The 23,191-nt window shown below is 58.6% G+C and carries 20 protein-coding genes; 7 read left to right on the top strand and 13 right to left on the bottom strand.

All coding sequences use genetic code 11. From position 1 onward, the window contains the following. Positions 1 to 56 precede the first annotated feature (56 nt). Together serS and HKX44_RS02595 are read left to right on the top strand one after the other, a co-directional pair. Positions 57 to 1,349: a serine--tRNA ligase gene (gene serS / locus HKX44_RS02600; protein WP_276149747.1), complete on the top strand. Its 1,293-nt coding sequence runs from the start codon at positions 57 to 59 to the stop codon at positions 1,347 to 1,349. Between the two features lie 178 nt (positions 1,350 to 1,527). Further along, on the top strand, positions 1,528 to 2,241 hold the full coding sequence (locus HKX44_RS02595; protein ID WP_276149746.1) for a tryptophan-rich sensory protein: 714 nt from the start codon (positions 1,528 to 1,530) through the stop codon (positions 2,239 to 2,241). A 59-nt stretch (positions 2,242 to 2,300) separates the two neighbouring features. On the opposite strand, the gene der is transcribed toward HKX44_RS02595, so the two are convergent. The 3 genes from der to HKX44_RS02580 form a co-directional block, all read right to left on the bottom strand. Next, positions 2,301 to 3,764 (bottom strand): ribosome biogenesis GTPase Der, encoded by a 1,464-nt coding sequence (gene der, locus HKX44_RS02590; RefSeq protein WP_276149745.1) that lies wholly within the window; start codon positions 3,762 to 3,764, stop codon positions 2,301 to 2,303. Positions 3,765 to 3,835: 71 nt separating this feature from the next. Beyond that, positions 3,836 to 5,206, bottom strand: a complete 1,371-nt coding sequence (locus HKX44_RS02585) for a PQQ-like beta-propeller repeat protein (RefSeq protein ID WP_276149744.1) — start codon at positions 5,204 to 5,206, stop codon at positions 3,836 to 3,838. Between the two features lie 67 nt (positions 5,207 to 5,273). Continuing rightward, positions 5,274 to 5,975 (bottom strand): tetratricopeptide repeat protein, encoded by a 702-nt coding sequence (locus tag HKX44_RS02580; RefSeq protein WP_276149743.1) that lies wholly within the window; start codon positions 5,973 to 5,975, stop codon positions 5,274 to 5,276. Between the two features lie 230 nt (positions 5,976 to 6,205). Here HKX44_RS02580 and HKX44_RS02575 point away from each other — a divergent pair, with 230 nt between their 5' ends. The 3 genes from HKX44_RS02575 (at position 6,206) to HKX44_RS02565 (ending at position 11,872) form a co-directional block, all read left to right on the top strand. Next, complete coding sequence (locus tag HKX44_RS02575; RefSeq protein WP_276149742.1) at positions 6,206 to 7,453, top strand: efflux RND transporter periplasmic adaptor subunit; 1,248 nt, start codon at positions 6,206 to 6,208, stop codon at positions 7,451 to 7,453. Then, a complete protein-coding gene (locus tag HKX44_RS02570) occupies positions 7,450 to 11,328 on the top strand; it encodes an efflux RND transporter permease subunit (RefSeq protein WP_276149741.1) in 3,879 nt (1,292 codons plus the stop codon). Before HKX44_RS02575 ends, HKX44_RS02570 begins: the two co-directional genes overlap by 4 nt. 88 nt (positions 11,329 to 11,416) lie before the next feature. Next, entirely contained in the window at positions 11,417 to 11,872 is a 456-nt protein-coding gene (locus tag HKX44_RS02565; protein WP_276149740.1) for a DUF302 domain-containing protein, read from the top strand. A 240-nt stretch (positions 11,873 to 12,112) separates the two neighbouring features. Here HKX44_RS02565 and HKX44_RS02560 read toward each other — a convergent pair whose 3' ends face one another. Continuing rightward, positions 12,113 to 13,939, bottom strand: coding sequence for an ABC transporter ATP-binding protein/permease (locus HKX44_RS02560; RefSeq protein ID WP_276150783.1), 1,827 nt, complete (start codon positions 13,937 to 13,939; stop codon positions 12,113 to 12,115). A gap of 114 nt (positions 13,940 to 14,053) precedes the next feature. Continuing rightward, positions 14,054 to 15,430 (bottom strand): LysM peptidoglycan-binding domain-containing protein, encoded by a 1,377-nt coding sequence (locus HKX44_RS02555; protein WP_276149739.1) that lies wholly within the window; start codon positions 15,428 to 15,430, stop codon positions 14,054 to 14,056. 103 nt (positions 15,431 to 15,533) lie between these two features. Between HKX44_RS02555 and HKX44_RS02550 the strand changes: the two genes are divergently transcribed. Further along, positions 15,534 to 16,100, top strand: coding sequence for a TIGR00730 family Rossman fold protein (locus HKX44_RS02550; protein ID WP_276149738.1), 567 nt, complete (start codon positions 15,534 to 15,536; stop codon positions 16,098 to 16,100). Between the two features lie 224 nt (positions 16,101 to 16,324). On the opposite strand, the gene HKX44_RS02545 is transcribed toward HKX44_RS02550, so the two are convergent. From HKX44_RS02545 to HKX44_RS02510, 8 genes are all read right to left on the bottom strand, one after another. Beyond that, positions 16,325 to 16,780 carry a host attachment family protein gene (locus HKX44_RS02545; RefSeq protein ID WP_276149737.1) on the bottom strand — a complete coding sequence of 152 codons (456 nt, stop codon included), beginning with the start codon at positions 16,778 to 16,780 and terminating at the stop codon, positions 16,325 to 16,327. Next, the gene (locus HKX44_RS02540; protein WP_276149736.1) at positions 16,777 to 16,986 is read right to left on the bottom strand and encodes a hypothetical protein; all 210 of its coding nucleotides are present in this window, start codon (positions 16,984 to 16,986) and stop codon (positions 16,777 to 16,779) included. The genes HKX44_RS02545 and HKX44_RS02540 overlap by 4 nt, the downstream gene beginning before the upstream one ends. Positions 16,987 to 17,197: 211 nt before the next feature. Continuing rightward, positions 17,198 to 17,797, bottom strand: coding sequence for a superoxide dismutase (locus HKX44_RS02535; protein WP_276149735.1), 600 nt, complete (start codon positions 17,795 to 17,797; stop codon positions 17,198 to 17,200). A gap of 208 nt (positions 17,798 to 18,005) precedes the next feature. Further along, on the bottom strand, positions 18,006 to 18,416 hold the full coding sequence (locus HKX44_RS02530) for a hypothetical protein (RefSeq protein WP_276149734.1): 411 nt from the start codon (positions 18,414 to 18,416) through the stop codon (positions 18,006 to 18,008). A gap of 17 nt (positions 18,417 to 18,433) precedes the next feature. Further along, positions 18,434 to 18,835: a hypothetical protein gene (locus HKX44_RS02525; protein ID WP_276149733.1), complete on the bottom strand. Its 402-nt coding sequence runs from the start codon at positions 18,833 to 18,835 to the stop codon at positions 18,434 to 18,436. Between the two features lie 111 nt (positions 18,836 to 18,946). Further along, on the bottom strand, positions 18,947 to 19,516 hold the full coding sequence (locus tag HKX44_RS02520) for a sarcosine oxidase subunit gamma family protein (protein ID WP_276149732.1): 570 nt from the start codon (positions 19,514 to 19,516) through the stop codon (positions 18,947 to 18,949). Further along, positions 19,509 to 22,526, bottom strand: coding sequence for a sarcosine oxidase subunit alpha family protein (locus HKX44_RS02515; protein ID WP_276149731.1), 3,018 nt, complete (start codon positions 22,524 to 22,526; stop codon positions 19,509 to 19,511). Before HKX44_RS02515 ends, HKX44_RS02520 begins: the two co-directional genes overlap by 8 nt. Positions 22,527 to 22,590: 64 nt before the next feature. Further along, a complete protein-coding gene (locus HKX44_RS02510; protein WP_276149730.1) occupies positions 22,591 to 22,923 on the bottom strand; it encodes a sarcosine oxidase subunit delta in 333 nt (110 codons plus the stop codon). A 50-nt stretch (positions 22,924 to 22,973) separates the two neighbouring features. Here HKX44_RS02510 and HKX44_RS02505 point away from each other — a divergent pair, with 50 nt between their 5' ends. After that, entirely contained in the window at positions 22,974 to 23,174 is a 201-nt protein-coding gene (locus tag HKX44_RS02505) for a hypothetical protein (RefSeq protein WP_276149729.1), read from the top strand. Positions 23,175 to 23,191: the final 17 nt, after the last annotated feature.

Raw genomic sequence — 23,191 nt, 5'->3', positions numbered from 1 at the left:
CCGTCACAATCCGGCATAACGCGCAGCAATACGACTCACATCCAAGGACCGCACCCATGCACGACATCCGCGCCATCCGCGACACGCCCGAAGCTCTTGACGCCGCCCTCGCGCGGCGCGGCGATGCGCCCATGTCCGCCGCCATTCTGAAACTCGACACGGCGCGGCGCGAAAAAATCGGTGCGGCAGAGGCGGCCCAAGCCGAGCAAAACAAAGCATCCAAGCTGGTCGGGGCCGCCAAGGCCAAGGGCGATGAGGCCGAATTTGAACGGCTGCGTGCGCTGGTCGGCGAAAAGAAAGAAGAAGTCGCCGCGATGCAGGCCGAGGCCAAGGCACTGGATGCCGAGCTGACGGACATGCTGGCCCGTATCCCCAACAACCCTGCCGAAGATGTGCCACAGGGTGCGGATGAAAACGACAATGCCGAGGTGAAAAAATGGGGCGACATCCCAGCGTTTGATTTCAAACCGGTTGAGCATTTCGAGATCAAAGGCGTCGCCGCCTCGATGGATTTTGAAACCGCCGCCAAGATTTCCGGCAGCCGCTTTGTTTTGCTAAGCGGTGCCGTGGCGCGCATTCATCGAGCCTTGTCGCAATTCATGCTCGACACCCATGTGGATGAAAACGGGCTGACCGAAGTGAACCCGCCCGTGCTGGTCGGGGATGATGCGATGTATGGCACGGACAAGCTGCCGAAATTCGGCGAGGACAGCTATCAGACTTCCGAAGGGATGTGGCTGGTGCCAACCTCCGAAGTGCCGCTGACCTATACCGTCGCCGGGGATGTGGTCGAGGAGGCAAGCCTGCCCCGCCGCTATACCGCGCATACCCTGTGTTTCCGCTCTGAGGCTGGATCGGCGGGGCGCGACACCTCAGGCATGTTGCGCCAGCACCAGTTCGAAAAGGTCGAGATGGTCAGCGTCACCCTGCCGGGGGAGAGCGACGATGAACAAAAACGTATGCTGCGCTGCGCCGAGGATATTCTGGAGCGGTTGGGCGTTCCTTACCGGACTGTTCTGTTGTGCACCGGCGATATGGGATTTGGCGCGCGCCGCACCTTCGACATCGAAGCATGGGTGCCCGGGCAAGATACTTATCGCGAGATTTCATCGGTTTCCACAACGGGCGATTTTCAGGCCCGCCGGATGAATGCGCGCTTCAAGCCCAAGGATGGCGGCAAACCGCAGTTTGTGCATACGTTGAACGGGTCCGGACTGGCCGTTGGTCGCTGTCTGATTGCAGTGCTTGAGAATGGCCAGCAAGCGGATGGATCGGTTACGCTGCCGGCGGTGCTTGCGCCTTATCTTGGGGGCAAGACCACACTGACCGCCGAGGGGAAACTGGCCTAAAGCGTCCCGCCTTCAGCCTGAGCCATCATATACCGCTTTTCGCGTTCGCCCAAAGGGAGAGATCACGAACAAGCGCTTCATATGTAAGGCGGGACACTCTAGGTCACTGCCACGGCGGTTTGAAATCCTGTTCTAACGTTCTAGGTTGAAACACAGATTTTGAACCAAAGGACATGACATGGCCAATGCCCGCTTTGCCTTCGCTCTTGGCTGCTTTTTGCTGAGCCTGCTCTTTGCGGCCTCTCCTTTTGTGATCGAAGATTTTGCAGGATTTGATCCCAACCAGTTCCCGGTGCCCCAAGAAAACCCGCCGGTACAACCCGCGGGCTATGCTTTTGCCATCTGGGGATTGATCTATGGCTGGTTGATCCTCGGAACCGGTTGGGGCCTGTTTCAGGCGCACCGCGACGGGCAATGGCATGATATGCGCAAACCTTTGGCAATTTCGCTGTTGGTCGGTGTGGGGTGGCTCGCCGTGGCTGTGGCCAGCCCGATCTGGGCCAGCGTGTTGATTTGGGTAATGTTGCTGGCGGCACTGGCCGCCCTGTTCCTTGCCCCGGTTGACGATCAGGTTTGGGCGGCGTGGCCGGTGGGGCTTTATGCCGGGTGGCTCTCCGCAGCGGCCTGCGTATCGCTGGGGCTTTTGACCGCGGGCTATGGAGTATTGAACCAGACCGCGGCCGCACTGGTGTTTGTCGGTCTGGCTATTGTCATCGGGTGCTTTGTGCAAAGCGCACTGGCCCGCGCGCCTACCTATGGCATTGCCGTGATATGGGCGCTGGTCGCCGTGGTGGTGCAGAATTTGGAAAGCGCACCACTGGTCGCCTATGTGGCGGGCGGCGGCGCACTGATCCTGCTGGTGCCCACGCTTAAGGCCTTTCGCGCGATGTAGGAACGGATCGCTTTCTTTGTAAGAAAGCGGTCGGAAACTTTCAAAGTTTCCGCTCCCCCTCAGTCCTTGCGCCGTCCGTCCGTATGTTTGCGCAGCTTGCTTGGCGGTGCTTTCTTGCGCCCCTTATAGGGGTTCGACTCATTCTGCCCCCGCATCCACAACCGGATCGGCGTGCCGGGCATATCGAAATCCAGCCGCAGGTTATTGACCAGATAGCGCGAGTAGCTTTCCGGCACCTTGTCAGGATGGCTGCACATCACCACGAACCCCGGCGGACGGGTCTTGGCCTGCGTCATATAACGCAGCTTGATACGTTTGCCCTGCGGTGCGGGCGGCGGGTGCGCCTCCATCATACCGGCAAGCCAGCGGTTCAGCTGGGCCGTGGTCACGCGGCGATTCCATGTTTCATAGGCCCGCATGATCGCTTCGTGTAAACGGTCCAGCCCCCTGCCCGTTTTGGCACTGACCGTAATCAGTGGCGCACCGCGCAACTGTGGCAACAGCCGCTCAAAACTCTCCTTCAGCCCCTTCAATTTGGCCTGACGGTCTTCCTCGATGTCCCATTTGTTCACCGCGATGATCACCGCACGACCTTCGCGTTCTGCCAGATCGGCAATCCGCAAATCCTGCTGTTCAAACGGGATTTCCGCATCCAGCAAAACAACAACCACCTCGGCGAATTTCACCGCACGCAGACCGTCGGAAACGCTAAGTTTTTCCAGCTTTTCCTGTACCTTGGCCTTTTTGCGCATACCCGCGGTATCAAAGATACGCATCGGCACGCCGTTCCATTCCTTGCGCAGGGAAATTGCATCACGGGTGATTCCCGCCTCGGGGCCGGTCAGCAGGCGGTCTTCGCCCAGAATCTGGTTGATCAAAGTCGATTTGCCCGCATTCGGACGGCCCACAACCGCGACCTGCAAAGGCTTGGCATTGGTGGGCACTGGCACCGCGTCGGGATCGTCTTCGTCGTCTTCGCTCAGGTCCACATCGGTTTCCGGCGCGTCTTCGATTGCGCGTTCGGCGTGGGCATCCGCCAGCGGCACCAACATGGAATAAAGATCGTTCAGACCTTCGCCATGTTCGGCGGACAGGCTGATCGGCTCGCCCAGCCCCAGCGAATAGGCCTCAAGCGCGCCGGCTTCGCCCGCTTTGCCCTCCGCTTTGTTGGCAGCGAGAATCACATTTGCCGAGCGTTTGCGCAGGATATCCGCGAACACCAGATCCGAAGGCGTGATGCCGACACGGGCGTCCACCATGAACAGGCAAACATCGGCCATGTCGACCGCCCGTTCCGTCAGACGGCGCATCCGGCCCTGAAGACTGTCATCGGTGACCTCTTCCAGACCAGCGGTATCAATAACGGTAAAGCGCAGATCAGCCAGCCGCGCAGCACCTTCGCGCAGATCGCGTGTCACACCGGGTTGGTCGTCGACCAAGGCAAGGCGCTTGCCGACAAGGCGGTTGAACAATGTGGATTTGCCCACATTCGGGCGGCCCACGATGGCTAGGGTAAAGGACATTTCACAGCTCCATCGGCCCAAAATACATCGCGCAGGGCCGGATCAAGCTTGGCCTTTAGACCATTTCGCGCTCAACGGAAAGCAAGCAATTGGCCTTTACGCGAAACCACGTAAAGCGTCCCAGCTACCACCACCGGCGCAGTGGTCGCCCCACCGGGAATTTCAACACTGCCTGCCAGTGCGCCGTTGACCGGATCAAAGCTGCGCAACATGCCATCATTCGAGGCGACAATCACACGCCCCCCCGCCACAATAGGACCATGATGTGCAAAGACGCTGGACTGACGTTTCGGACGCGATTTGGTAAAGTTGGGCAGTGGTGTGCCCCAGATTCGGCTACCGTCAGAGGCATCAAGGCGCAAAAGTTCGTTCAGATCGGAGATCACAAAAATGCTGTCGCCTGCTGGCCAGGCCGGCCCAATTGCACCGTCTCTGGCTGTCCAGATTTTTTCGCCACTGCCAAGGTTCAGCGCAGAGAGACGGCCCGACTGGTTGCCGACGAACACGCGGTCGCCAGAGATCACAGGCCCTGACGTCACGTCAGAGATAGAAGACAGCGCACGCCCCGGGCGTTTACCCAATACGGCAGAGGTCCAGCGCGACAATCCCCCTTGCCGGAACACCGCCTGAAGTTCGCCAGACCCAAAGGAAAAAATTGCCAGCTGGTCGGTCAAAACCGGCGCGGGTGTGCCCAACACGTTGTTCATACTGGTGCTGCCGCTGGTCTGCCATTCGATCCGGCCATCGGTCTTGTTCAGCGCCCATCCGGTATCGTCACCCGCTGTAAGATAAACCAGATCGCCATAGACCGTAGGCACGCCCGAACCGGAGGCATCAAGATCCTGCGTCCAGCGCACGCCGCCAGTTTCCACATCCAGCGCCGCCAGCACACCGTATCCGATCGAAACATAAAGGGTATCCCCCTGCACAGCCAGACCACCGCCTGATCCCTGCCCCTGCTTGTCACTTGCCGGTGTCAGATCACGAGTCCACAGCGTGGCCCCGGAGGCCGAAGTGGCGGAAACCTGTGCCCCCGCATCCAAGGTAAAAATACGTCCCGCATCCACCACAGGATCGGCCGTGATACGATAACGGCGGCTGTCGCCGTCTCCGATGTCCGCAGACCACGCCAGTTGCGGCGCACTGCGCATCGCGGGGTGGGATGTTCGGTATTTCGCGGTGCCCGTGCTGTGGGTCCAGCTGGCGTTGCTTTTGGCTGCGCCCAAGGAAATCGGGCGGCTGGTGTTTTCTCGCGCGCCCAAATCAACATCAGCAGCGACAAGCTCAGGGTTCTGCAATACCGCACTGACATCCTCGCGTGGGCCAGGCAGATAATCTTCGCGTTCGTTGCAGGCCCCAAGCGCCAGAGTTGCCGCCAACACTGGCAATCCCCAGAGTTTTGCTTTGCCCGAAACCGTCCCGAACACTGTCGAATTTGTCATGGCCCTGCTCACTTTAATTCTTACTCGCTCTTTTACCTCCGGCATTGGCCGCCGCTGAGGTCGTCGATTAGTTGCCTTGAATGACACCACCGTTTTGGCTCAAATCCGCTGAATTTGGCACCACTGGTTCGCCGCCCAGAGCCACAATTACCTGTAGGGCGCGTTGTTGCAAGTCCGCGCTCACCTCGGCGTCGTCAACAATGGCCTGATAGGCCGCAATTGCCGCCGCCGTGTCACCGGTTTCAATGTCGATCAGCGCCAGCTGCTCTTCGGCCAGCAAACGCAGGACGTTGCCCGGTTGCGCCAAGCCTTCAAAGGCTTGCCGGCGCTCAGCTACCGGCAAATCCCTGCCTTGCAGGGTTATCGCCTTGAAGGCTGCAATCTGGCGGTAAATCTGTGGCACCGCGCCATCAATGGCCAGCGCGTTCAGGGTCTCGACAGCCGCAGCGGTATCGCCAGCCTCAACTTGTTCCGTCGCTTTCATCATGCTCAGCACCGCAGAGGACGTGGGAGTGGATGCCTCGATGGCCTCCAACGCCGACACCCGCTCAGCGCGATCATCCATAGACAGGGCACCTAACATGGCATCCCCCAGCCGTTCGGCCCGGGCGCGTTCCTGCGCTTTGGTGTATTCAGAATACGCCGCACCGCCGACAATCGCGACAATCACCAGAACCGCGATCCAGCCATAACGGCGCAAAAGGCCGTAAAGACGGTCACGACGGACCTCTTCGTTTACCTCTTCGACAAAACCGTCTGTGCTGCTCATGAATTGCGCCCCGTATCCCTGTGTTTGGCCTCTCTTATCCTGTGCTGGCGGGCAAGCCAAGTCCTGCTGGCATCTGCCGGACCTCGTGCCGCCTGTTGTACACGCCAGCCAAAGAAAACCTGTCGGGCAAAAAATTTCAAATCTAAACTAGTTAGTTCATTTATCTTGTACTACATAACACCAAACGACGTCGGGTAAGGTGCCCGCCAGATGTGACCAGAGGGATCCTCATGCGCTTATTTTCAATCTTGGCCGCCGTGGCACTCACCATTATTCTGGCGATGTCCATTCTGGCGCGCCCACAACTTGCGGCGATGTTCTCCGGCCCACAAACAGAGGCCGATGCCGCAGACGTGACTGCAGAGGGGGCGGCTAGCCCAGAACCCGATACTGCACTGGAAAAGCGGGTCAAAGTCATGGTGCGCAAGGTTCAGGGGCAGGAAGTCGACAGTGCGGTTATCCTGCGCGGCGAGACCCAGGCGGCACGCCAGGTTGATGTACGCTCTGAAACCTCGGCAATTGTGACCTCTGAACCGCTGCGCAAGGGCGCAAGGGTCGAAGCTGGTGACGCCATGTGTGTGCTGGATCCGGGCACCCGGGGTGCCGGTCTGGACGAGGCCCGCGCCCGCCTCGCCGAAGCACAGTCCCGCATCCCGGAGGCCGAAGCCCGCGTTGAAGAGGCACGCGCGCGCTTGCAGGAGGCAGAGATCAACCAAAATGCAGCCTCCCGGTTGGGCAAAGACGGGTTTGCATCCCAGACACGCGTCGCCGGTGCAGATGCTGCAACTGCCGCCGCCAAAGCCGGTGTAACCAGCGCCACCGCCGGCCTCTCCGCTGCCCGTTCCGGCATCGAAGCAGCAACCGCTTCAGTCGCCAAAGCCGAAAAAGAAATCGAACGTCTGGTTATCGCGGCCCCCTTCAGCGGCCTGCTGGAAAGTGACACGGCAGAGTTGGGCAGCCTTTTGCAGCCCGGTGCCCTGTGTGCCACCGTGATCCAGCTTGATCCGATCAAACTGATCGGATTTGTCCCCGAAACAGAGGTAAACCGCGTCAAACTGGGCGCGCAGGCAGGGGCGCGACTGGCCGCAGGCGGGCGCGAGGTCGTTGGTGATGTGACCTTCCTGTCGCGCTCGGCTGATACGCAAACCCGCACCTTCCGCGTCGAAATCGAAGTCCCGAACGCCGATCTAAGCATCCGTGACGGACAGACCGTCGAAATCATCATCGCATCTGCCGGGGTAAAGGCGCATCTGATACCACAATCAGCCTTGACCCTGAACGATGAGGGCAACCTTGGGGTTCGGCTGGTTGATGCAGAGGCGGTCGTCGCCTTTGCACCAGTGGACATCATGCGCGACACTGCCAAGGGGGTCTGGGTCACCGGCCTGCCGGAAACAGCGGATGTGATTGTCGTCGGACAGGAATACGTCACCGCAGGGGTAACCGTAGCGCCGACATGGGCAGAGGTGTCACAGTGACTGGTATCGTTGATTGGGCCGCATCGCGGGCCCGCATGGTTGTCGCGTTTATCCTGCTCAGCCTTGTCGTTGGCGGATATGCCTATTCCACTCTGCCCAAAGAGGGCGAACCGGACATCGAAATTCCGGCTCTGTTTGTCTCGGTGCAATTCCCGGGCATTTCGGCAGCCGACAGTGAAACCCTGTTGGTCAAACCGATGGAAACAGAACTGTCCGATCTGGACGGGCTGAAAAAGATGTCCAGCACAGCCGCAGAAAACTATGCCGGTGTGGCGCTGGAGTTCGAATTCGGCTGGGACAAAACAAAAATCATGGCGGATGTGCGCGACTCGATGTCGACCGCCGAGAACCTGTTTCCCGACGGTTATGAAAAGTACTCGATCAACGAGATCAACTTTTCCGAGTTTCCCATCATCATCGTGAACCTGACCGGCCCAGTGCCAGAACGTACAATGGCACGTGTGGCGCGTGATTTGCAGGACGACCTTGAAGGGCTGGATTCCGTGCTTGAGGCCGGGCTTGCGGGGGACCGTGACGAGATGCTGGAAGTGATCATCGATCCGTTGCGGCTGGAAGCCTACAACGTCACAGCGGGCGAATTAATCAATGTTGTTCAGAACAACAACCAGCTGATCGCGGCAGGTGAAATCGAGAACTCCCAAGGGGCCTTTGCGGTGAAAATCCCGTCGTCCTTTAACGAGCCCCGCGATGTGTATGCCCTGCCGGTCAAGACCAACGGAGATCGAGTGGTGACCTTGGGTGATCTGGCCCAGATCAACCTGACCTTCGAAGACCGCAAAGGCACGGCGCGTTTTAATGGCGAAAAGACGCTCGCCCTTCAGGTGGTGAAACGCAAAGGATACAACCTGATCGATACCTCGAAACAGGTGAAAGAGATCGTCGAGGAACGCTCTGCCAATTGGCCAGACGGTTTGCAGGCGGCGGTGACCGTTGGCACGTCAAATGACCAAAGCCGGATCGTGGACTCCATGGTGCAGCAGCTGTTGGGCTCTGTCTTTACCGCCATTGCTCTGGTGATGATCGTGGTTCTGGCCGCCCTTGGTATCCGCGCCGCTTTGCTGGTCGGCTTTGCCATTCCGACATCCTTCCTGTTGTGTTTTGCCTTCCTCGCCCTGATGGGCATTTCCGTGTCCAACATTGTCATGTTCGGTCTGATTTTGGCCGTGGGCATGTTGGTTGATGGCGCGATCGTGGTGGTTGAATACGCCGATGCCCGCCAACAACAGGGTGACGGCCCGATGCAGGCCTATACAGAAGCGGCCAAGCGCATGTTCTGGCCGATTATCTCGTCCACGGCGACGACGCTTTGTGCCTTTTTGCCAATGCTGTTCTGGCCGGGTGTACCGGGGCAATTCATGGGTATGCTGCCTGTCACCCTGATCTTCGTTCTGTCGGCATCGCTGGTGGTGGCGCTGATCTATTTGCCGGTCATGGGCGGGGTCACGGGCCGGCTCGAACGCTGGATGGCTGACAACATGGAGGCGATTGCCGGTCTGCGCTGGTTCTTGCACCTGCTGCTGTTTCCAGTCGCCATTGCAATGGTCATGCTGCCGATGTCGCTGATGCCACCGCTGTTCGGTGTTATCTCGGCACAGTTTGCCGCCATGGACGGGCTGAACGTGCTGGGCTCGGTGATCCCGACGTTTGCCACTGTTTTCATTTGCGTGGTCGCATTGGCCGCCCTGATCACAACCGGTCTGGCGGGGGGGATGTTGGCCCTGTTGGCCTTTTTCGGCGTATTCACCCGGGCCGGACGTGGTGGTCGTTGGGTGACTTCGAAATTGTTCCGCACCACGCCTGACCGGATCGAGGCAGGCTATAGGCGCAACGGCTTTGGCCGGGTGATGGCCGCACTTGTCGGCAATCCCGCAATGCCATTGGTAACGGCAGGTGTGGTCTTTGTCTTTGTCGGCACGGTGATGATCTTTTTCGGCAACAACTCCAAGGGGGTTGAGTTCTTTGTGGAATCCGAACCGGAACAGGCCATTGTCTATGTCTTGGCACGTGGCAACCTGTCGCTGGACGAAAAGGATGATCTGCTGAAACAGGCCGAAGAGATCGTATTGCAACACCCCGGCATCCAGACCGCATTTGCCTTTGCTGGTGAGGGCGGCTTGGATAGTAACACCGGCGGCGCGCAATCACCAAAAGACACCATTGGACGCATTCAGCTTGAGACGATCCCGTGGGAAGATCGGCCAGAAAAAGTGACGCCATTGCTTACCGTGCCGCTGCTTGGGTTTGATATCAACCGCACCACGCAGGATCCGGCCTATGACGGTGATGTCATCATCGCAGAGCTGAGCGAACAACTCGCGGCATTGCCAGGGATCAGAACCGAAACCCTGAACCTGGCGATGGGCCCCGCTTCTGGCAAACCGGTGCACCTGCGGATCAAATCAGACAGTTTCGCCGATTTGATGTCTGCGACCGCGCAGGCACGGGCACAGTTCGAAGAGGTTCCTGGCCTGACCTTGATCGAAGACACCCGCCCCCTGCCCGGCATCGATTGGCAGATCGACGTGGATGTTGAGAAAGCGGGCCGCTACGGCGCGGATGTGATCACCGTGGGCGCAATGGTGCAATTGGTCACCCGTGGCCTGCTGCTGGACACAATGCGGGTCGATAGTTCAGACGAGGAAATCGAAATCCGCGTGCGCCTGCCCGAGGATGACCGCGTCCTCAGCACGCTGGACACGCTCAAGGTCCGCACCGCAGACGGGCTTATCCCGCTAAGCAATTTCATCACCCGCACCCCGGTCCCCAAGCTGGCCGAAATTAACCGTGTGGATCAGAAACGCTACCTCGACGTGAAAGCCGATGTGGCACCGGGGCTGATGAAGGTTGTGCAAACCACCCGTGTGGATGGTGTGGACGTGGACACGACGCTGGCCACCCTGCGCCCTGCTGGCAATGACGCGGATATCACCGCGCTTGACGGGACTGCATTCAAGATCACCCAGCAAACAGAAGACGCACGTGGGTTGGACCTTGCTGCAGGGATCAAGGACGGAACCCTGCGGATGATGCCGATCAATCCAAACGAGCGGATTGCCGAGATCACAAAATGGCTCGACGAAAAACCCCTGCCCTTTGGTGTGACAACGGAATGGACCGGCGACCAAGAGGATCAGGCCGAATCACAGGCCTTCCTCAGTTCGGCCTTTACCGCGGCACTGGGGCTGATGTTCATCATCCTGCTTGCCCAGTTCAATTCCTTCTACAACTCCATACTGGTGCTGCTTGCTGTGGTGCTGTCCACGACAGGGGTGTTGATCGGCATGTTGGTGATGGAACAAACGTTCTCGATCATCATGACAGGCACCGGGATTGTCGCCCTTGCCGGCATTGTAGTGAACAACAACATTATCCTGATCGACACCTATCAGGAATACGAACGCTATATGCCGCGGATCGAAGCGATCATTCGCACCGCACAGGCCCGGATTCGCCCGGTCTTGCTGACCACCATTACCACCATGGCAGGGCTGGCCCCGATGATGTTCGGGTTGAGCCTCGATTTTGCCGAAGGTGGCTATACCATCGACAGCCCGACCGCCCTGTGGTGGAAACAGCTGGCGACGGCAGTGGTGTTTGGACTTGGCATCGCGACTGTGCTGACCCTGTTGGTCACCCCCTCGATGCTGGCCATCCGGGTCTGGGCGACAACCTATATCCGCTGGATTGCACGGCTCTTGGCAAAGATGTCGATGGGCCGAGCCAGCAAGGCTGCCCGCGACTGGGCCCTGCAACGCGATACCCGGCGCAATAAGGCCGCAGAGATCATCTGGGACGCCGATATGTCCGCGACAACCACACGCGCTGTACCACCGTCCACTGCACCGGCTGAATAACGCTGATCAAACAGAAATGAGGGGCCTGCCCCCTCACTTCTGTCCGCGCTTTTGCTAGGGTGAGTAAACTCTATCAAAGGAACGCACCATGATCCGCAAAACCGTAATCTCAGCCATCGCAGGAGCCATAATGTCCCTCCCCGCCCATGCCGCCGATCTGATGCACAAGGTCAGCCCCCATTCCGTCACCGTGACCATTGACCGGCTTGCTGCCGCCGTGGAAGGTGCCGGCGCTACGGTATTCGCTCGCATAGATCATTCGGCGGGGGCCATGGATGTCGATCTGGTGATGCGCCCGACCGAGTTGTTGATTTTTGGCAATCCAAAGTTTGGCGCACCCGCAATGCTGGACGCGCAGACGGCAGGGCTTGATCTGCCGCTGCGGGTGCTGGCCTATGCAGATGCCGAAGGGGTGGTCCATGTCACCTACCACGCGCCTGCGGCTTTACTTGCCCCACATGGCTTGCAGGCGGATGCCCCCTATGTCCAGACAATGACCGCGGCGATGGATAAACTGACATCAAAGGCGATTGCTCAGGACTAAAGCTTATCGAGTTTAAGCTGAAACATCACGCACCCTTTTCCCATTCGAGCAAAGGGAAAAGGGTGCGAACAGGTGATTCACGTTTTACTTGAAACGCGGTCAGCGAAAACCACCCGATGCTAGGGTCCTGACCCTAGAAAACGCGCGCGCCCTCCCCTTCATCTTGCCAATAAACTCAAAAACACCCACAGCCGCGCAGGCGACGCTGGCGTCTGTGGGTCATGAAATCATCCGCCCCGGCTATACCTGATCCTCTGATTGCTGACGGTGCCACAGCTGCGCATACCGCCCGTCTTTTGCCAACAGATATTCATGGGTGCCCTGCTCAACAATCCGGCCTTGTTCCAGCACCACAATCCGGTCCGCATCCGCAATGGTGCTTAAACGGTGGGCAATGGTCAGCACTGTGCGTCCCTGCCCTGCACGGTTCAACGCATCCTGAATCTCATGTTCTGTTTCACTATCCAGTGCTGAGGTTGCCTCGTCCAGCAACAGGATTGGCGGATCTTTCAGCAAGGTGCGTGCAATGCCGACCCGCTGCTTTTCGCCCCCCGACAGCTTGAGGCCGCGCTCCCCCACCGTCGTATCATAACCATCCGGCAGACCCACAATGAAATCGTGGATTTGCGCATCCCGCGCGGCCTGCTCGATCTCGGCCTGACTGGCCCCCGCACGCCCATAGGCAATATTGTAGCCAATGGTATCATTGAACAAGACCGTGTCCTGCGGCACCACACCAATCGCCTTGTGCAGGCTGAGCTGGGTCACATCACGCAGGTCCTGACCGTCGATCTTCAACGCTCCTGCGCCGACATCATAAAACCGGAAAAGCAAACGCCCGATGGTCGATTTTCCCGATCCGGTCGAGCCCACAATCGCCACGGTCTCGCCCGGTTTCGCCTCAAGGGTCACCCCCTTCAAAATGGCCCGCTCGGCGTCATAGCCAAAATGTACATTCTCCAGCGTGACCTGACCGCCGGTCACCTCCAACTCAGACGCATCGTCTTTGTCGGAAATCTCGGCCGGTTGTTCCAGCAGGCCAAACATCTGTCCCATATCCACCAGCGCCTGACGTATTTCGCGATAGACCGTGCCAAGGAAATTCAACGGCACAGTGATCTGCACCATATAGGCGTTGACCATGACAAAATCCCCGACGCTCAGCGTGCCGTTTTGCACCCCGATCGCCGCCATGATCATCACCGCCACCAAACCGGCGGTGATGATCAGCGACTGGCCAAAATTCAGAAAAGCCAGTGACAGGCTGGTCTTGATTGCCGCGTCTTCATATCCGGCCATCGCGCGATCATAACGTGCCGCCTCACGGCCCTCTGCGCCAAAGTACTTCACGGTTTCATAATTCAACAGGCTATCGACGGCTTTTTGATTGGCATCCGTATCCGCCGCGTTCATCTGCCGGCGCTGCTTGACGCGCCATTCCGTGACCGAAAAGGTAAACCAGACATAAAGCGCAATCGTCACGGCCACGACCAAAAGGTAGGTCCAGTCAAACAAATAGGTCAGCACCGCCCCAATCATCAGCAGCTCAAGGATCAGTGGCCCGATGTTGAACAGCAAGAAACGCAGCAGAAACTCCACCCCTTTCACCCCGCGCTCAATGATCCGGCTTAACCCGCCGGTCTTGCGGGTGATGTGATAGCGCATCGAGAGGCGGTGAATATGTTCAAAGGTTTCAAGCGCCAACATGCGCAGCGCGCGCTGGCCGACACGGGCAAAAATCGCATCGCGTAGCTGCTGGAACCCCACCGTCATCAGGCGGGCAACCCCGTAAGCCACCGTCAGGCCAATTGCACCAATTGCCACCATTGGCACCCCTTCACCGGCCAACGCGTCCACCGCATCGCGGTAAAACAGCGGCGTGATCACCGATACCAGCTTGGACACAAACAGCGCCACCATGGCCCATACAACGCGCCGTTTGACCCATGGCATATCCGCCGGCCACAGATAGGGCGCGACCTTGCGCAGCACAAGAAAGCCGGACTGGCGTTCTTCCGCTTCGATGTTGGGTTTTTGTTGCGGTGGCTTGGCTGTCGCGTGAGGCATGGCTGAGGTCGTATCGCTGGGCATAGAGGTTCCTGTCTCTTTGCCCTTTACATAGGCTTAGGCGGCACCGGTTGCCAGCCGCCGTGTTGATTTCGACCAAATCATGGCCTGACCCTAGTCAGGCAGATCGAAAACCTGCCCCGGATAAATCAGATCGGGGTCGCGGATGGCCTTGGTGTTGGCCTCGAACACCCGCACATAGAGCGCCCCATCTCCATAGCGGTCGCGGGCAATGGCCCAAAGTGTTGCGCCCTCTTGCACGGTAATGGCAGAAATCGGGCTGTTGTCCTTGGGCGCAGCTGCCAAAAGTACCTCAGCGGATTCGCGTTTAAATGGCGTCTCAACGCGGCTGGTCACCTTGCCCACTTGCGAAACCTCATCCACCCGCAGCGTGTAAATGCCTGCGTCCACGTCCGGCAAGGCTCCGCGCCAGCGGCCTTTGTCATCCACCGGCAGGCTAACCACAGACCGGTTGTCCAGATAGACCCGGACCGAGGCCGTCTCGTTCTGGGCGCGCCCTGCCAGTTCCACCTCTCCTCCCTCGGAATAGCTGATGGTGTCGAGGGCAACGGTTGTCATCGCCTCAGGTTTTGGCGTGTTCAGCAATTCAACACCTGCGGCAGTGGATTTTAACACTGCCACTGTTGCCGGCTTTGTCGCATCAGTTGCGCGCGCGGTATCCGTTGTGCTGTCGACCTGCGCCGGTGCGACCCTATCGTTATCCTGGGGGGCGTCACCAGATGCTGGAGGTTTGGGGCTGTTGGTCGCCGGGTCAGAGGATGCGGTCACAATCTCTGGCGTTTTGGCATCAGCCGCTTGCGCGTTTTCAACTGCCGGTGCGTTATCTGAAGGTGCCACCTCAACCGCAGCCGTGTCCATCTCGGTCTCCGTCTCTGCCTGCGCCGAAACGGACGCGGTGCTATTGTCACCCTCCACCGCAGCCGTGTCGGATGGAGCCAGCTGTTCGGCGACCGAGGCGGACGGAAGGGTCGGTGCCAGAATAATCTCATCCGCTGAAGGGACCGCTTGCCCGTTCACCTCTGCCGTCAGGCTTAGGACATGGCCGCGCCCGTCCGGTGGAACTTTTGCAAGGGTGGCGAATTTTCCCGCGCCGTCCGCCTTGGTGCTGGCAATCACATCCCCGTTTTGCAGGATATCGACCTGAGCATCGGGCATGGCACGCCCTGCGATCACCGTCACACCGTCGCCGGCACGGCGCACCTCGTCAAAGACCGGTGCCGCAGGATCGGCCTGCGGCTCTTGCGATGCGGATATGGTTTGTGGTGTGCCTGCCTTTGCCACGGATTCTGCTGCTGTCCCTTCTGGTTCCACGGCGACCGGCAGATCGGCAATTGCAACAGTCTGCGGGGCGGTATCCACGCCGTTGCGCGCGGATTGCACGAGATAGCCCGCAACAATCAATCCGCCCGCTACCAAAGCTGCCAACGCCCCGCACGACGCGCCGCCGAACTTCGCAAAAAATTTGCCCATGTCACACCATCCCGAAAGGTTGAGCCCCGCCCACAAGCAGGCTAACAGAGATCAAAACACGTCCCGCGCTGCTGCACAATTTATTAACCGGAAGGCCCGCGTCATGTCTCAAAAATCTGTCTGCGTTTTCTGCGGTTCCCGCGCCGGTAACGACCCCGCTTATGCCCGTGATGCCGAGGAACTGGGCAAGGGTATCGCAGCCGCCGAGTTACGGCTGGTTTATGGCGCAGGGGATGTCGGGCTGATGGGCACGGTGGCGCGCAGCGTTCAAGCGGCAGGTGGAGATACCTTTGGCGTGATCCCCCAACACCTTGTCGACTGGGAGGTCGGCAAGACCGATTTGACCCGCTATGTGGTGACGGAAACCATGCATGAACGGAAAAAGGTTATGTTCATGAACTGCGACGCTGTGGTGGTTTTGCCGGGTGGCGCGGGATCACTGGACGAACTGTTTGAGGTGCTGACCTGGCGCCAGCTTGGCCTACATGCCAAGCCGATTTACGTTATTAATACAAATGGTTATTGGTCAAAGTTGATGGATACAATCACGCATGTCGTCGACAACGGATTTGCCGATGCATCACTTTTGGACTTTATCACTGTGGTCGACTCAGCGCAGGATTGCCTGTCGGGACTGCAAAAGGCCTTTACCTCGCAGCCGACCTCATAACCGAACGCATCATCGCGACAGGATGGCCCATGCGAGTGTTCGAAAAAACGGGCATTCAGGGGCGACAACACAGCCTCCCAACACCAACCTCGGCAAAGGGTCGGCGCGCCAAGAGTGAAATGCCGGGAATATTTCTAAACCGCCTCCCGCCCTGACAGAGGGGGCGAAAGGCTATTATCTTGGGATGGACCTATGTGGCAAATTCGCCACATAAATTGCCAGACTTATGCCGCCTGAAGCTCCTTCACCACGATCTTTTCGATGTCTTCAAGCGCGTGGTTGGTCAGCGTTTTGTCGATCTCGCCGATCACCTTGCCTTTAACCTCTTGGTGCAACTGCGTGCGTAACTCTCCCAAGGTGCCGGGCGGGGCGACCAGCACGATGTCATCGAAAGCGCCGGCGTGGACCTTTTTATACAGGATATCCGCCAGCTCGGCAGCGAACCGGTCTTTCGCCAATTGGTGCCAGTCGGTGTCATCAACTGCGGAGCGGTGTACAGATGGACCATCGTTAAAACGTCCGGGCCGATTGGCCGCCTGCGCGCGGTTGGGCGGGTTTTCCTGCTGTTCTTCGCGGAACACTTCCAAAAACGGATCTTCTCCGTCGGTCCGATTTTCCAGAAACAGGGCTTTCTCGCCGTCAGCGATCAAGACCCATGTGCCATTCTTCAACTTGGTCATGCGCTTTCTCCGTGGTTGCGTTTGCTTTCACCGGTGACGCGGGTAATGCCTGCGAATTGTTCGCCGGCGCGTTTTAACGCGTCCTGAGTGGCGATGTCGCGTTGCAGGTTACCCCCTGCCCGCCCTTGCTGGGATGCACCAGCCGGCCCGGATGCCAGCGCTTCGCTGTCCTTGTCGGCTTTTTCGATACCATGTGTCTTGGTCATGTCGGCCTCCTTGTTCGTCGGTTGCTTCGATAGAAAAACCGGGACAAGGCGAGGTGGTTCCAAAGAAAAACCCCACAGCGGAAATGCTGCGGGGTTCTTTGGGTTGGGACAGTGATGCCACGATGACGGGCTTGGCCCATCCCTTTGTGGTTTTAACCATCTCAGCGCGCCGCCATTAAAGACGGGGCCGATCAACCGGCCTGTTTTATAGTCACAGACGTGATGCGACGTTTTCCCAGTTCACAAGGTTGTCGAGGAAGTTCGACAGGTAGTCCGGACGCGCATTGCGGAAATCAATGTAATAGGAATGCTCCCAGACGTCACAACCCAAAAGCGTGGTCTGGCCAAAGCACAGTGGGTTCACGCCGTTTTCGGTCTTGGTGACTTTCAAACCGCCATCGGTATCTTTGACCAGCCAAGCCCAACCTGAGCCGAACTGTCCGGCACCGGCTGCTTTGAATTCGTCTTTCATCTTGTCGACGGAACCAAAGCTTTCGACGATAGCCTTTTCCAGTTCACCCGGCATGGCATTATCGCCCGGGCCCATCATCTCCCAGAACTGATTATGGTTCCACAGCTGGCTGATGTTGTTGAAAATGCCGTTCTGCGCCACGGCAGAGGCATCATAGGTGCCCTTAATGATCTCTTCGAGAGATTTTCCAGCCCATTCAGTGCCTTCAATCGCCTTGTTACCATTGGTGACATAGGCGTTGTGATGCTTGTCGTGGTGAAACTCCAGCGTCTCGGCGCTCATGCCTTTGGCAGCAAGGGCGTCGTGGGCATAGGGAAGATCGGGAAGTTCAAAAGCCATTTCTGGGCCTCCTTGAAGTTTAAATCCTTGCCCTCAAATGAAGGGCGCAAGGGGGGTTCGTCAAGGTCAGCCCGCGGGAAACCTGCCAATTAACGCAGTTCGACGGAAGCGTGATACAATGAGCTTTACCCAAGGCGTTGATATCTTTGATTTCAGCGAGTGTCAGGTGATGCAAGTTTTTCGCAACACATTGCAGCGCGGTTTCATCTTATTGTGAGCGCTTGATACAGGTGCCCACACCGCGCAGACCGGCATCAAAGGTGCGCGGCCCTGCTGTCAATTCCATTTGCCCCGAAGATTTGGCAATTGAAACGCGATAATCAAAATTTGCAAAGCTGCGCCCCGAATCCGCCCGCACATTGCGCAAGGTCCATTTCACGATCAGCCGCCGGTCATTGTCACGCAGGACCGTTCCCTGAACCGGTTCAGAGGCAAAAGTCATGGTCAGGGCATCGACAATGGTGACCCCGCCAGTTGCTGGCAGGATGATGGCGATTTTGGGAGAGACCCAGCCGCGCGCCCGTTCAATGTCATGCATGTCGCATTCATATAGATACCCCGGAGCGGACAATGCCAATGACGGCAGGCCCAGCATCAGGGCAGTCAGAAAATTTCTCATAAGAACTATGCGCCCCGTCAATCCATCAGCTGGCAGGAGCCGTTGCCGCTGATCACATTATTATATCCGTGAAGCCGTCCCTTAACTGCGAAACGTCCCGTCTCGGTGTCCAAGAGCAGGCTTTGGCTCAGCACATTGGAACCGCCCTCTTTGGTTTCCACATTGCGCAGCTTCCAGCCCAATGTGAACACTGTCGCGCTGTTTTGCTCAAGCGTTACGGCGATAGGCCCATTGTGACGTTGATTGATAAACGTATCGTAAGCAGAGGCGCTGCCGGCCTGCCGATCAATCTGGACGAAAATCTGTTCGGCAACCCATCCGCCGGAACCGCGGTCCTCGGCTGTACAGGCGTAAGTCCCGCTAAGCGCCTGAATCGGCAAGACGGCCAGCGCCATGCCGCATAAACAAAAACGTGTCATTGAAATGGCTCCACATCGTAATGTGGGCAAGCCTAGCAGGCTGCGGGTATCCGGCAAGCTACATTAGGCGGCAACGCGGGTGCAGGACCAGTTCCCCCACCCGCGAATTGATTAAAATACGCCCACTTCCGAGCCGTCCTGTGCCGCCATGTTCAACACGTCAAAGACGTATTGCGCAACGGAGCGGAAACAGATGATCTGGACCGTGTCACCGTCGGGCATCCAGAACGCCGCAGGTACCTGCGCGATCCGCGTGCGGCGGAACATGGTGCCGTTGAACTGGTCCGGGTGCATATCGACCGGTGCCAGCTTGGCGATCACCTCGCGGGCATATGGGCCGGTGACCTGAAACACCGCACGCGCGTCAGAGACGTTGACCGCCAATGCATGATGTTTGGCCAGTTTGCTGTGCAGATCGGCGATCCGGTCGGAAACTGTGGCGTAGTCGCACAGGATCAACAGTTCGTCCGGTGACATCCATGCGATGCCGCCTTTGCCTTCGGTGGCGCAATGCCCCCGTTCTGGCAGGGTCACCCCACCCGCCGCCACAGCTGCTTTGACCACAGGTTTTGCCGTCAGGTCGCCCCGCAGGGTGATCATGCCGCGCGGCCCCAATTCGGTAACCGTGGCAATGCCGGATGTATCGCTGGCCCCTTTAAGGGCGGTCATTGGCTCAGACATTCTGCTTCTCCCCGTCCGCATCATAAAAGACCGGATTCACGATCTTGGCCTTATAATCCTTTCCGTCAGTCCCCGGGAAGGTCACGACCTCTCCCATACGGTCGGGTCCGTTGTGGATCAGCCCCATCGCAATGCCTTTGCCCAGCGTCGGCGAATGATAGGTCGAGGTTACCCGCCCTTGCGTATTGCGCTGGCCATTTTCATTGGTGCCTTCGGCCACCGCATAGGCCCCGTCCGGCAAGGTTGAACCATCCACGGTTTCCAGCCCCACCAGTTTCCAGCGGTTCGGATCGGTCATATGCGAACGCTCTTGCGCACGCTTGCCCAGATAATCCTCTTTCTTTTTCGAGATCGCCCAGCCCAACCCCAGATCCTGCGGGATCACGGTGCCGTCGGTTTCGTCCCCGATCATGATAAAACCCTTCTCGGCCCGCAGAATGTGCAGACATTCAGTGCCGTAAGGCATTGCGCCCAAGTCCGCACCGACAGCCATCAGCGCATCCCAGAAGGCCCGCCCGTGGCTGGCATCAACCGCAATTTCATAGCTGAGTTCACCGGAGAACGAGATCCGGTAAATCCGCACGTTAAACCCGCCAAGGGTGCCATCGACCCATTCCATAAAGCCAAGCGCCTCTTTCGAGACATCCATGCCGCCCAGTTTTTCCAGCGCCTTGCGTGCATTCGGACCAACAACGGCAACCTGTGCGTATTGCTCGGTGACATTGGCGACATAGACCTGCCAGTCCCACCATTCGGTCTGCAACCATTCTTCCATATGGGCGTGAATGGTTTCGGCACCGCCGGTGGTGGTGTGGCACAGCCATGTGTCCTCATCGATCCGGGCAACAACACCGTCGTCGATCAGGAAACCGTTTTCATTACACATCAAACCATAGCGGCACTTTCCCGGCTTCAGCGTCGACATCATGTTGGTGTACATCATATCGAGGAACTTCCCCGCGTCCGGGCCTTTGACAATCAGCTTGCCCAAGGTCGAGGCATCCAACAGCCCCAGTTTCTCGCGGGTGTTTGTGACTTCTCGCATTACCGCGTCATGTGTGGTCTCCGAGCCACGCTTGAACGCATAGGGCCTGCGCCAATGGCCGACGGGTTCGTATTCTGCCCCGTTGGCATCATGCCAGTCCTGCAAAGGCGTACGCCGGATCGGCTGGAACACGTGATCCTTGGCTTCGCCGGCAATCGAAGCCAGCGAAATCGGGTGGTAAGGCGGGCGGAATGTGGTGGTGCCGACGGATGGAATATCCTTGTCCATGGCACCGGCCAATGTGGCCAAGCCGTTGATGTTGCTCAACTTACCCTGATCGGTCGCCATGCCAAGGGTGGTATACCGTTTGGCGTGTTCGACGCTGACGAAACCTTCTTGTGCTGCCAGACGCACATCGGAAACCTTGACGTCGTTCTGATAGTCCAGCCAGCTCTTTTCGCGCAGCTTGGCGCTTGCCCCCTGAGGCATCATCCAGACCGCCGCCATCGGCGATTCCTCGCGCCGTTCGGCGACCGGGGCGCTTACCCCCTTGGGCAGTTTCATGTCCAGACAGGTAACCACACCTTCAGCGGCCGCATGGGCATCATGCAGCACGTCATCCAGCGCAAACATACCAGAAGCCGCACCCGCAGGGGTGACAAAACCCATGCCGTCAGCGCCTTTTGGCGGGTTGTCTACGTCGGGCGAGAAACAGGCGTGGGTGGTATCCCAACGCAGCTTACCACCGCAATGAGACCACAGGTGAACAACCGGAGACCAGCCGCCCGACATCGCCACTGCGTCGCAGGCGATCTCTTCCAATACCGCGCCTTCACCGGCTTGGGCACAGATATTGACACCGGTGACACGTTTGCCCCCCTTCACAGAGGAAATGGCGTGGCCCATCATCACCCGGATGCCAAGCGCCTTGGCTTGTTCCACCAGTCCGCGGTCCTCTGGCAACACACGGGCGTCCAGAATAACCGGCACATCCAGCCCTGCATGTTTCAGGGCAATCGCCGTGAGATAGGCATTGTCGTTATTGGTCACCACGACCGTGCGGTCCCCGATGGAAACCCCGTAGTTCACCACATAATCGCGCACAGCAGAGGCCAGCATGACACCAGGAATGTCGTTGCCTGCAAAGCTAAGCGGGCGTTCAATCGCGCCGGTTGCGGTGATGATCTGCGCGGCGCGCACCCGCCACAGACGGTGACGCGGACCTGCGGCCCCGGGGGTGTGGTCGCTCAGACGCTCATAGCCAAGGGCATAGCCGTGATCATAGACCCCCGCCCCCATGATGCGCAGTCGCATTTCGACGTTGTCCATAGACTTCAACGCCGCAAGGGTTTCCTCGACGTATTGATCCACAGGGCCGCCATTGATGATGCCGCCGTCAACCGGCGCGCGCCCGCCCCAATGGTCGCTTTGTTCAAACAGGATCACCCGGGCACCGGCACGCGCAGCGGTCAGCGCCGCCTGCAATCCGGCAACACCGCCCCCCACAACCAGAACATCGCAGAAGGAATAGAAATGTTCATAGGTGTCTTCATCGCGGGCCTTGGGGGCTTTGCCCAGACCAGCGGAATGGCGGATCACCGGCTCATAGACATGCTTCCAGAAAGCGCGCGGATACATGAACATCTTGTAATAAAAGCCTGCCGGCAGGAAGCGGCTGAGGTGTTTATTGATCGCACCAACGTCGAACTCCAGCGTTGGCCAGTGGTTCTGGCTTGCCGCCGTGAGGCCCTCGAACAGCTCGGTTGTGGTGACCCGCTGGTTCGGTTCGAACCGGCCTTCCTCGCCAAGGTTCACCAACGCGTTGGGCTCTTCCGGACCAGAGGCCACGATGCCGCGCGGACGGTGGTATTTGAACGAACGCCCCACCAGCATCTGGTCATTGGCGAGCAGCGCCGAAGCCAGCGTGTCCCCCGCGTAGCCGCGCATGGTTTTGCCGTTGAAGCTGAAATTCAGCGGTTTGCTTTGGTCGGTGAGACGACCGGGTGTTGCGAGACGGGTACTCATGTTCGATTCCCTTTGCGCAGGAGGTGAGTGCAGACAGTATTTAAGGCCAAAAAGAGGGGGCAGTTCATGGTGCGGGTGCCTCTGCTGACCAATCCGGACGGCGGTGCTGGATTTTGTCGATGATGTCCTGAGGTGGCACATAGGTTTGCGCCGAGTAGCTGCCGAAAACTTCGAGGGTCATCGTGCAGCGGGCCACGTGGAACCACTTGCCGCAGCCGTTCTGGTGACGCCAGCGTTCAAAATGCACCCCTTTGGGGTTCTTGCGCATGAACAGATAGGATTCGAATTGATCGTCGGTTGACCCCGGGCCAAAGCGCTTCAGATGCGCTTCGCCATGGGCATGGAATTCGGTTTCTTCCGCGGTAACACCGCAGCATGGACAGTGGATATTCAGCATGGCAAGGCTCCGCACTTGAAAAACCGGGGGGGCTGCCCCACTTTGGGGGCATGGAATGGTTGATGTATCTGATCGGTGCCATCGCAATTGGTGGCGTGGCTTTGGCGATTTACGAGCGTTGCAAGCACCTGGCCATTGTCAAAGATGACCCCAAGGCCCCACCGCAACACAGCGATCGGCAGGCGCATAACAGGGCCGAGGCAATCCGCACTGCGCTGCATTTCGGAAACGGGCCGCATGACGGCCAGTGAGCGGCCCGGTTGAACAC

Source organism: Sulfitobacter sp. M05 (assembly GCF_029285175.1).
In the GTDB taxonomy this organism is placed as follows: domain Bacteria; phylum Pseudomonadota; class Alphaproteobacteria; order Rhodobacterales; family Rhodobacteraceae; genus Sulfitobacter.
Note: the sequence above shows the minus strand (reverse complement) of the source record. Positions and strands in the feature narration are given on the sequence as shown.

Bases quoted from the DNA above. Each gene is read 5' to 3' on its own strand.
- HKX44_RS02515 (WP_276149731.1), bottom strand. From the start codon at position 22,526: ATGAGTACCCGTCTCGCAACACCCGGTCGTCTCACCGACCAAAGCAAA.
- HKX44_RS02520 (WP_276149732.1), bottom strand. From the start codon at position 19,516: ATGTCTGAGCCAATGACCGCCCTTAAAGGGGCCAGCGATACATCCGGC.
- HKX44_RS02540 (WP_276149736.1), bottom strand. From the start codon at position 16,986: ATGACCAAGACACATGGTATCGAAAAAGCCGACAAGGACAGCGAAGCG.
- HKX44_RS02530 (WP_276149734.1), bottom strand. From the start codon at position 18,416: ATGAGAAATTTTCTGACTGCCCTGATGCTGGGCCTGCCGTCATTGGCA.
- HKX44_RS02535 (WP_276149735.1), bottom strand. From the start codon at position 17,797: ATGGCTTTTGAACTTCCCGATCTTCCCTATGCCCACGACGCCCTTGCT.
- serS (WP_276149747.1), top strand. From the start codon at position 57: ATGCACGACATCCGCGCCATCCGCGACACGCCCGAAGCTCTTGACGCC.
- HKX44_RS02575 (WP_276149742.1), top strand. From the start codon at position 6,206: ATGCGCTTATTTTCAATCTTGGCCGCCGTGGCACTCACCATTATTCTG.
- der (WP_276149745.1), bottom strand. From the start codon at position 3,764: ATGTCCTTTACCCTAGCCATCGTGGGCCGCCCGAATGTGGGCAAATCC.
- HKX44_RS02510 (WP_276149730.1), bottom strand. From the start codon at position 22,923: ATGCTGAATATCCACTGTCCATGCTGCGGTGTTACCGCGGAAGAAACC.
- HKX44_RS02585 (WP_276149744.1), bottom strand. From the start codon at position 5,206: ATGACAAATTCGACAGTGTTCGGGACGGTTTCGGGCAAAGCAAAACTC.
- HKX44_RS02580 (WP_276149743.1), bottom strand. From the start codon at position 5,975: ATGAGCAGCACAGACGGTTTTGTCGAAGAGGTAAACGAAGAGGTCCGT.
- HKX44_RS02565 (WP_276149740.1), top strand. From the start codon at position 11,417: ATGATCCGCAAAACCGTAATCTCAGCCATCGCAGGAGCCATAATGTCC.
- HKX44_RS02505 (WP_276149729.1), top strand. From the start codon at position 22,974: ATGGAATGGTTGATGTATCTGATCGGTGCCATCGCAATTGGTGGCGTG.
- HKX44_RS02555 (WP_276149739.1), bottom strand. From the start codon at position 15,430: ATGGGCAAATTTTTTGCGAAGTTCGGCGGCGCGTCGTGCGGGGCGTTG.
- HKX44_RS02595 (WP_276149746.1), top strand. From the start codon at position 1,528: ATGGCCAATGCCCGCTTTGCCTTCGCTCTTGGCTGCTTTTTGCTGAGC.
- HKX44_RS02525 (WP_276149733.1), bottom strand. From the start codon at position 18,835: ATGACACGTTTTTGTTTATGCGGCATGGCGCTGGCCGTCTTGCCGATT.
- HKX44_RS02550 (WP_276149738.1), top strand. From the start codon at position 15,534: ATGTCTCAAAAATCTGTCTGCGTTTTCTGCGGTTCCCGCGCCGGTAAC.
- HKX44_RS02560 (WP_276150783.1), bottom strand. From the start codon at position 13,939: ATGCCTCACGCGACAGCCAAGCCACCGCAACAAAAACCCAACATCGAA.
- HKX44_RS02545 (WP_276149737.1), bottom strand. From the start codon at position 16,780: ATGACCAAGTTGAAGAATGGCACATGGGTCTTGATCGCTGACGGCGAG.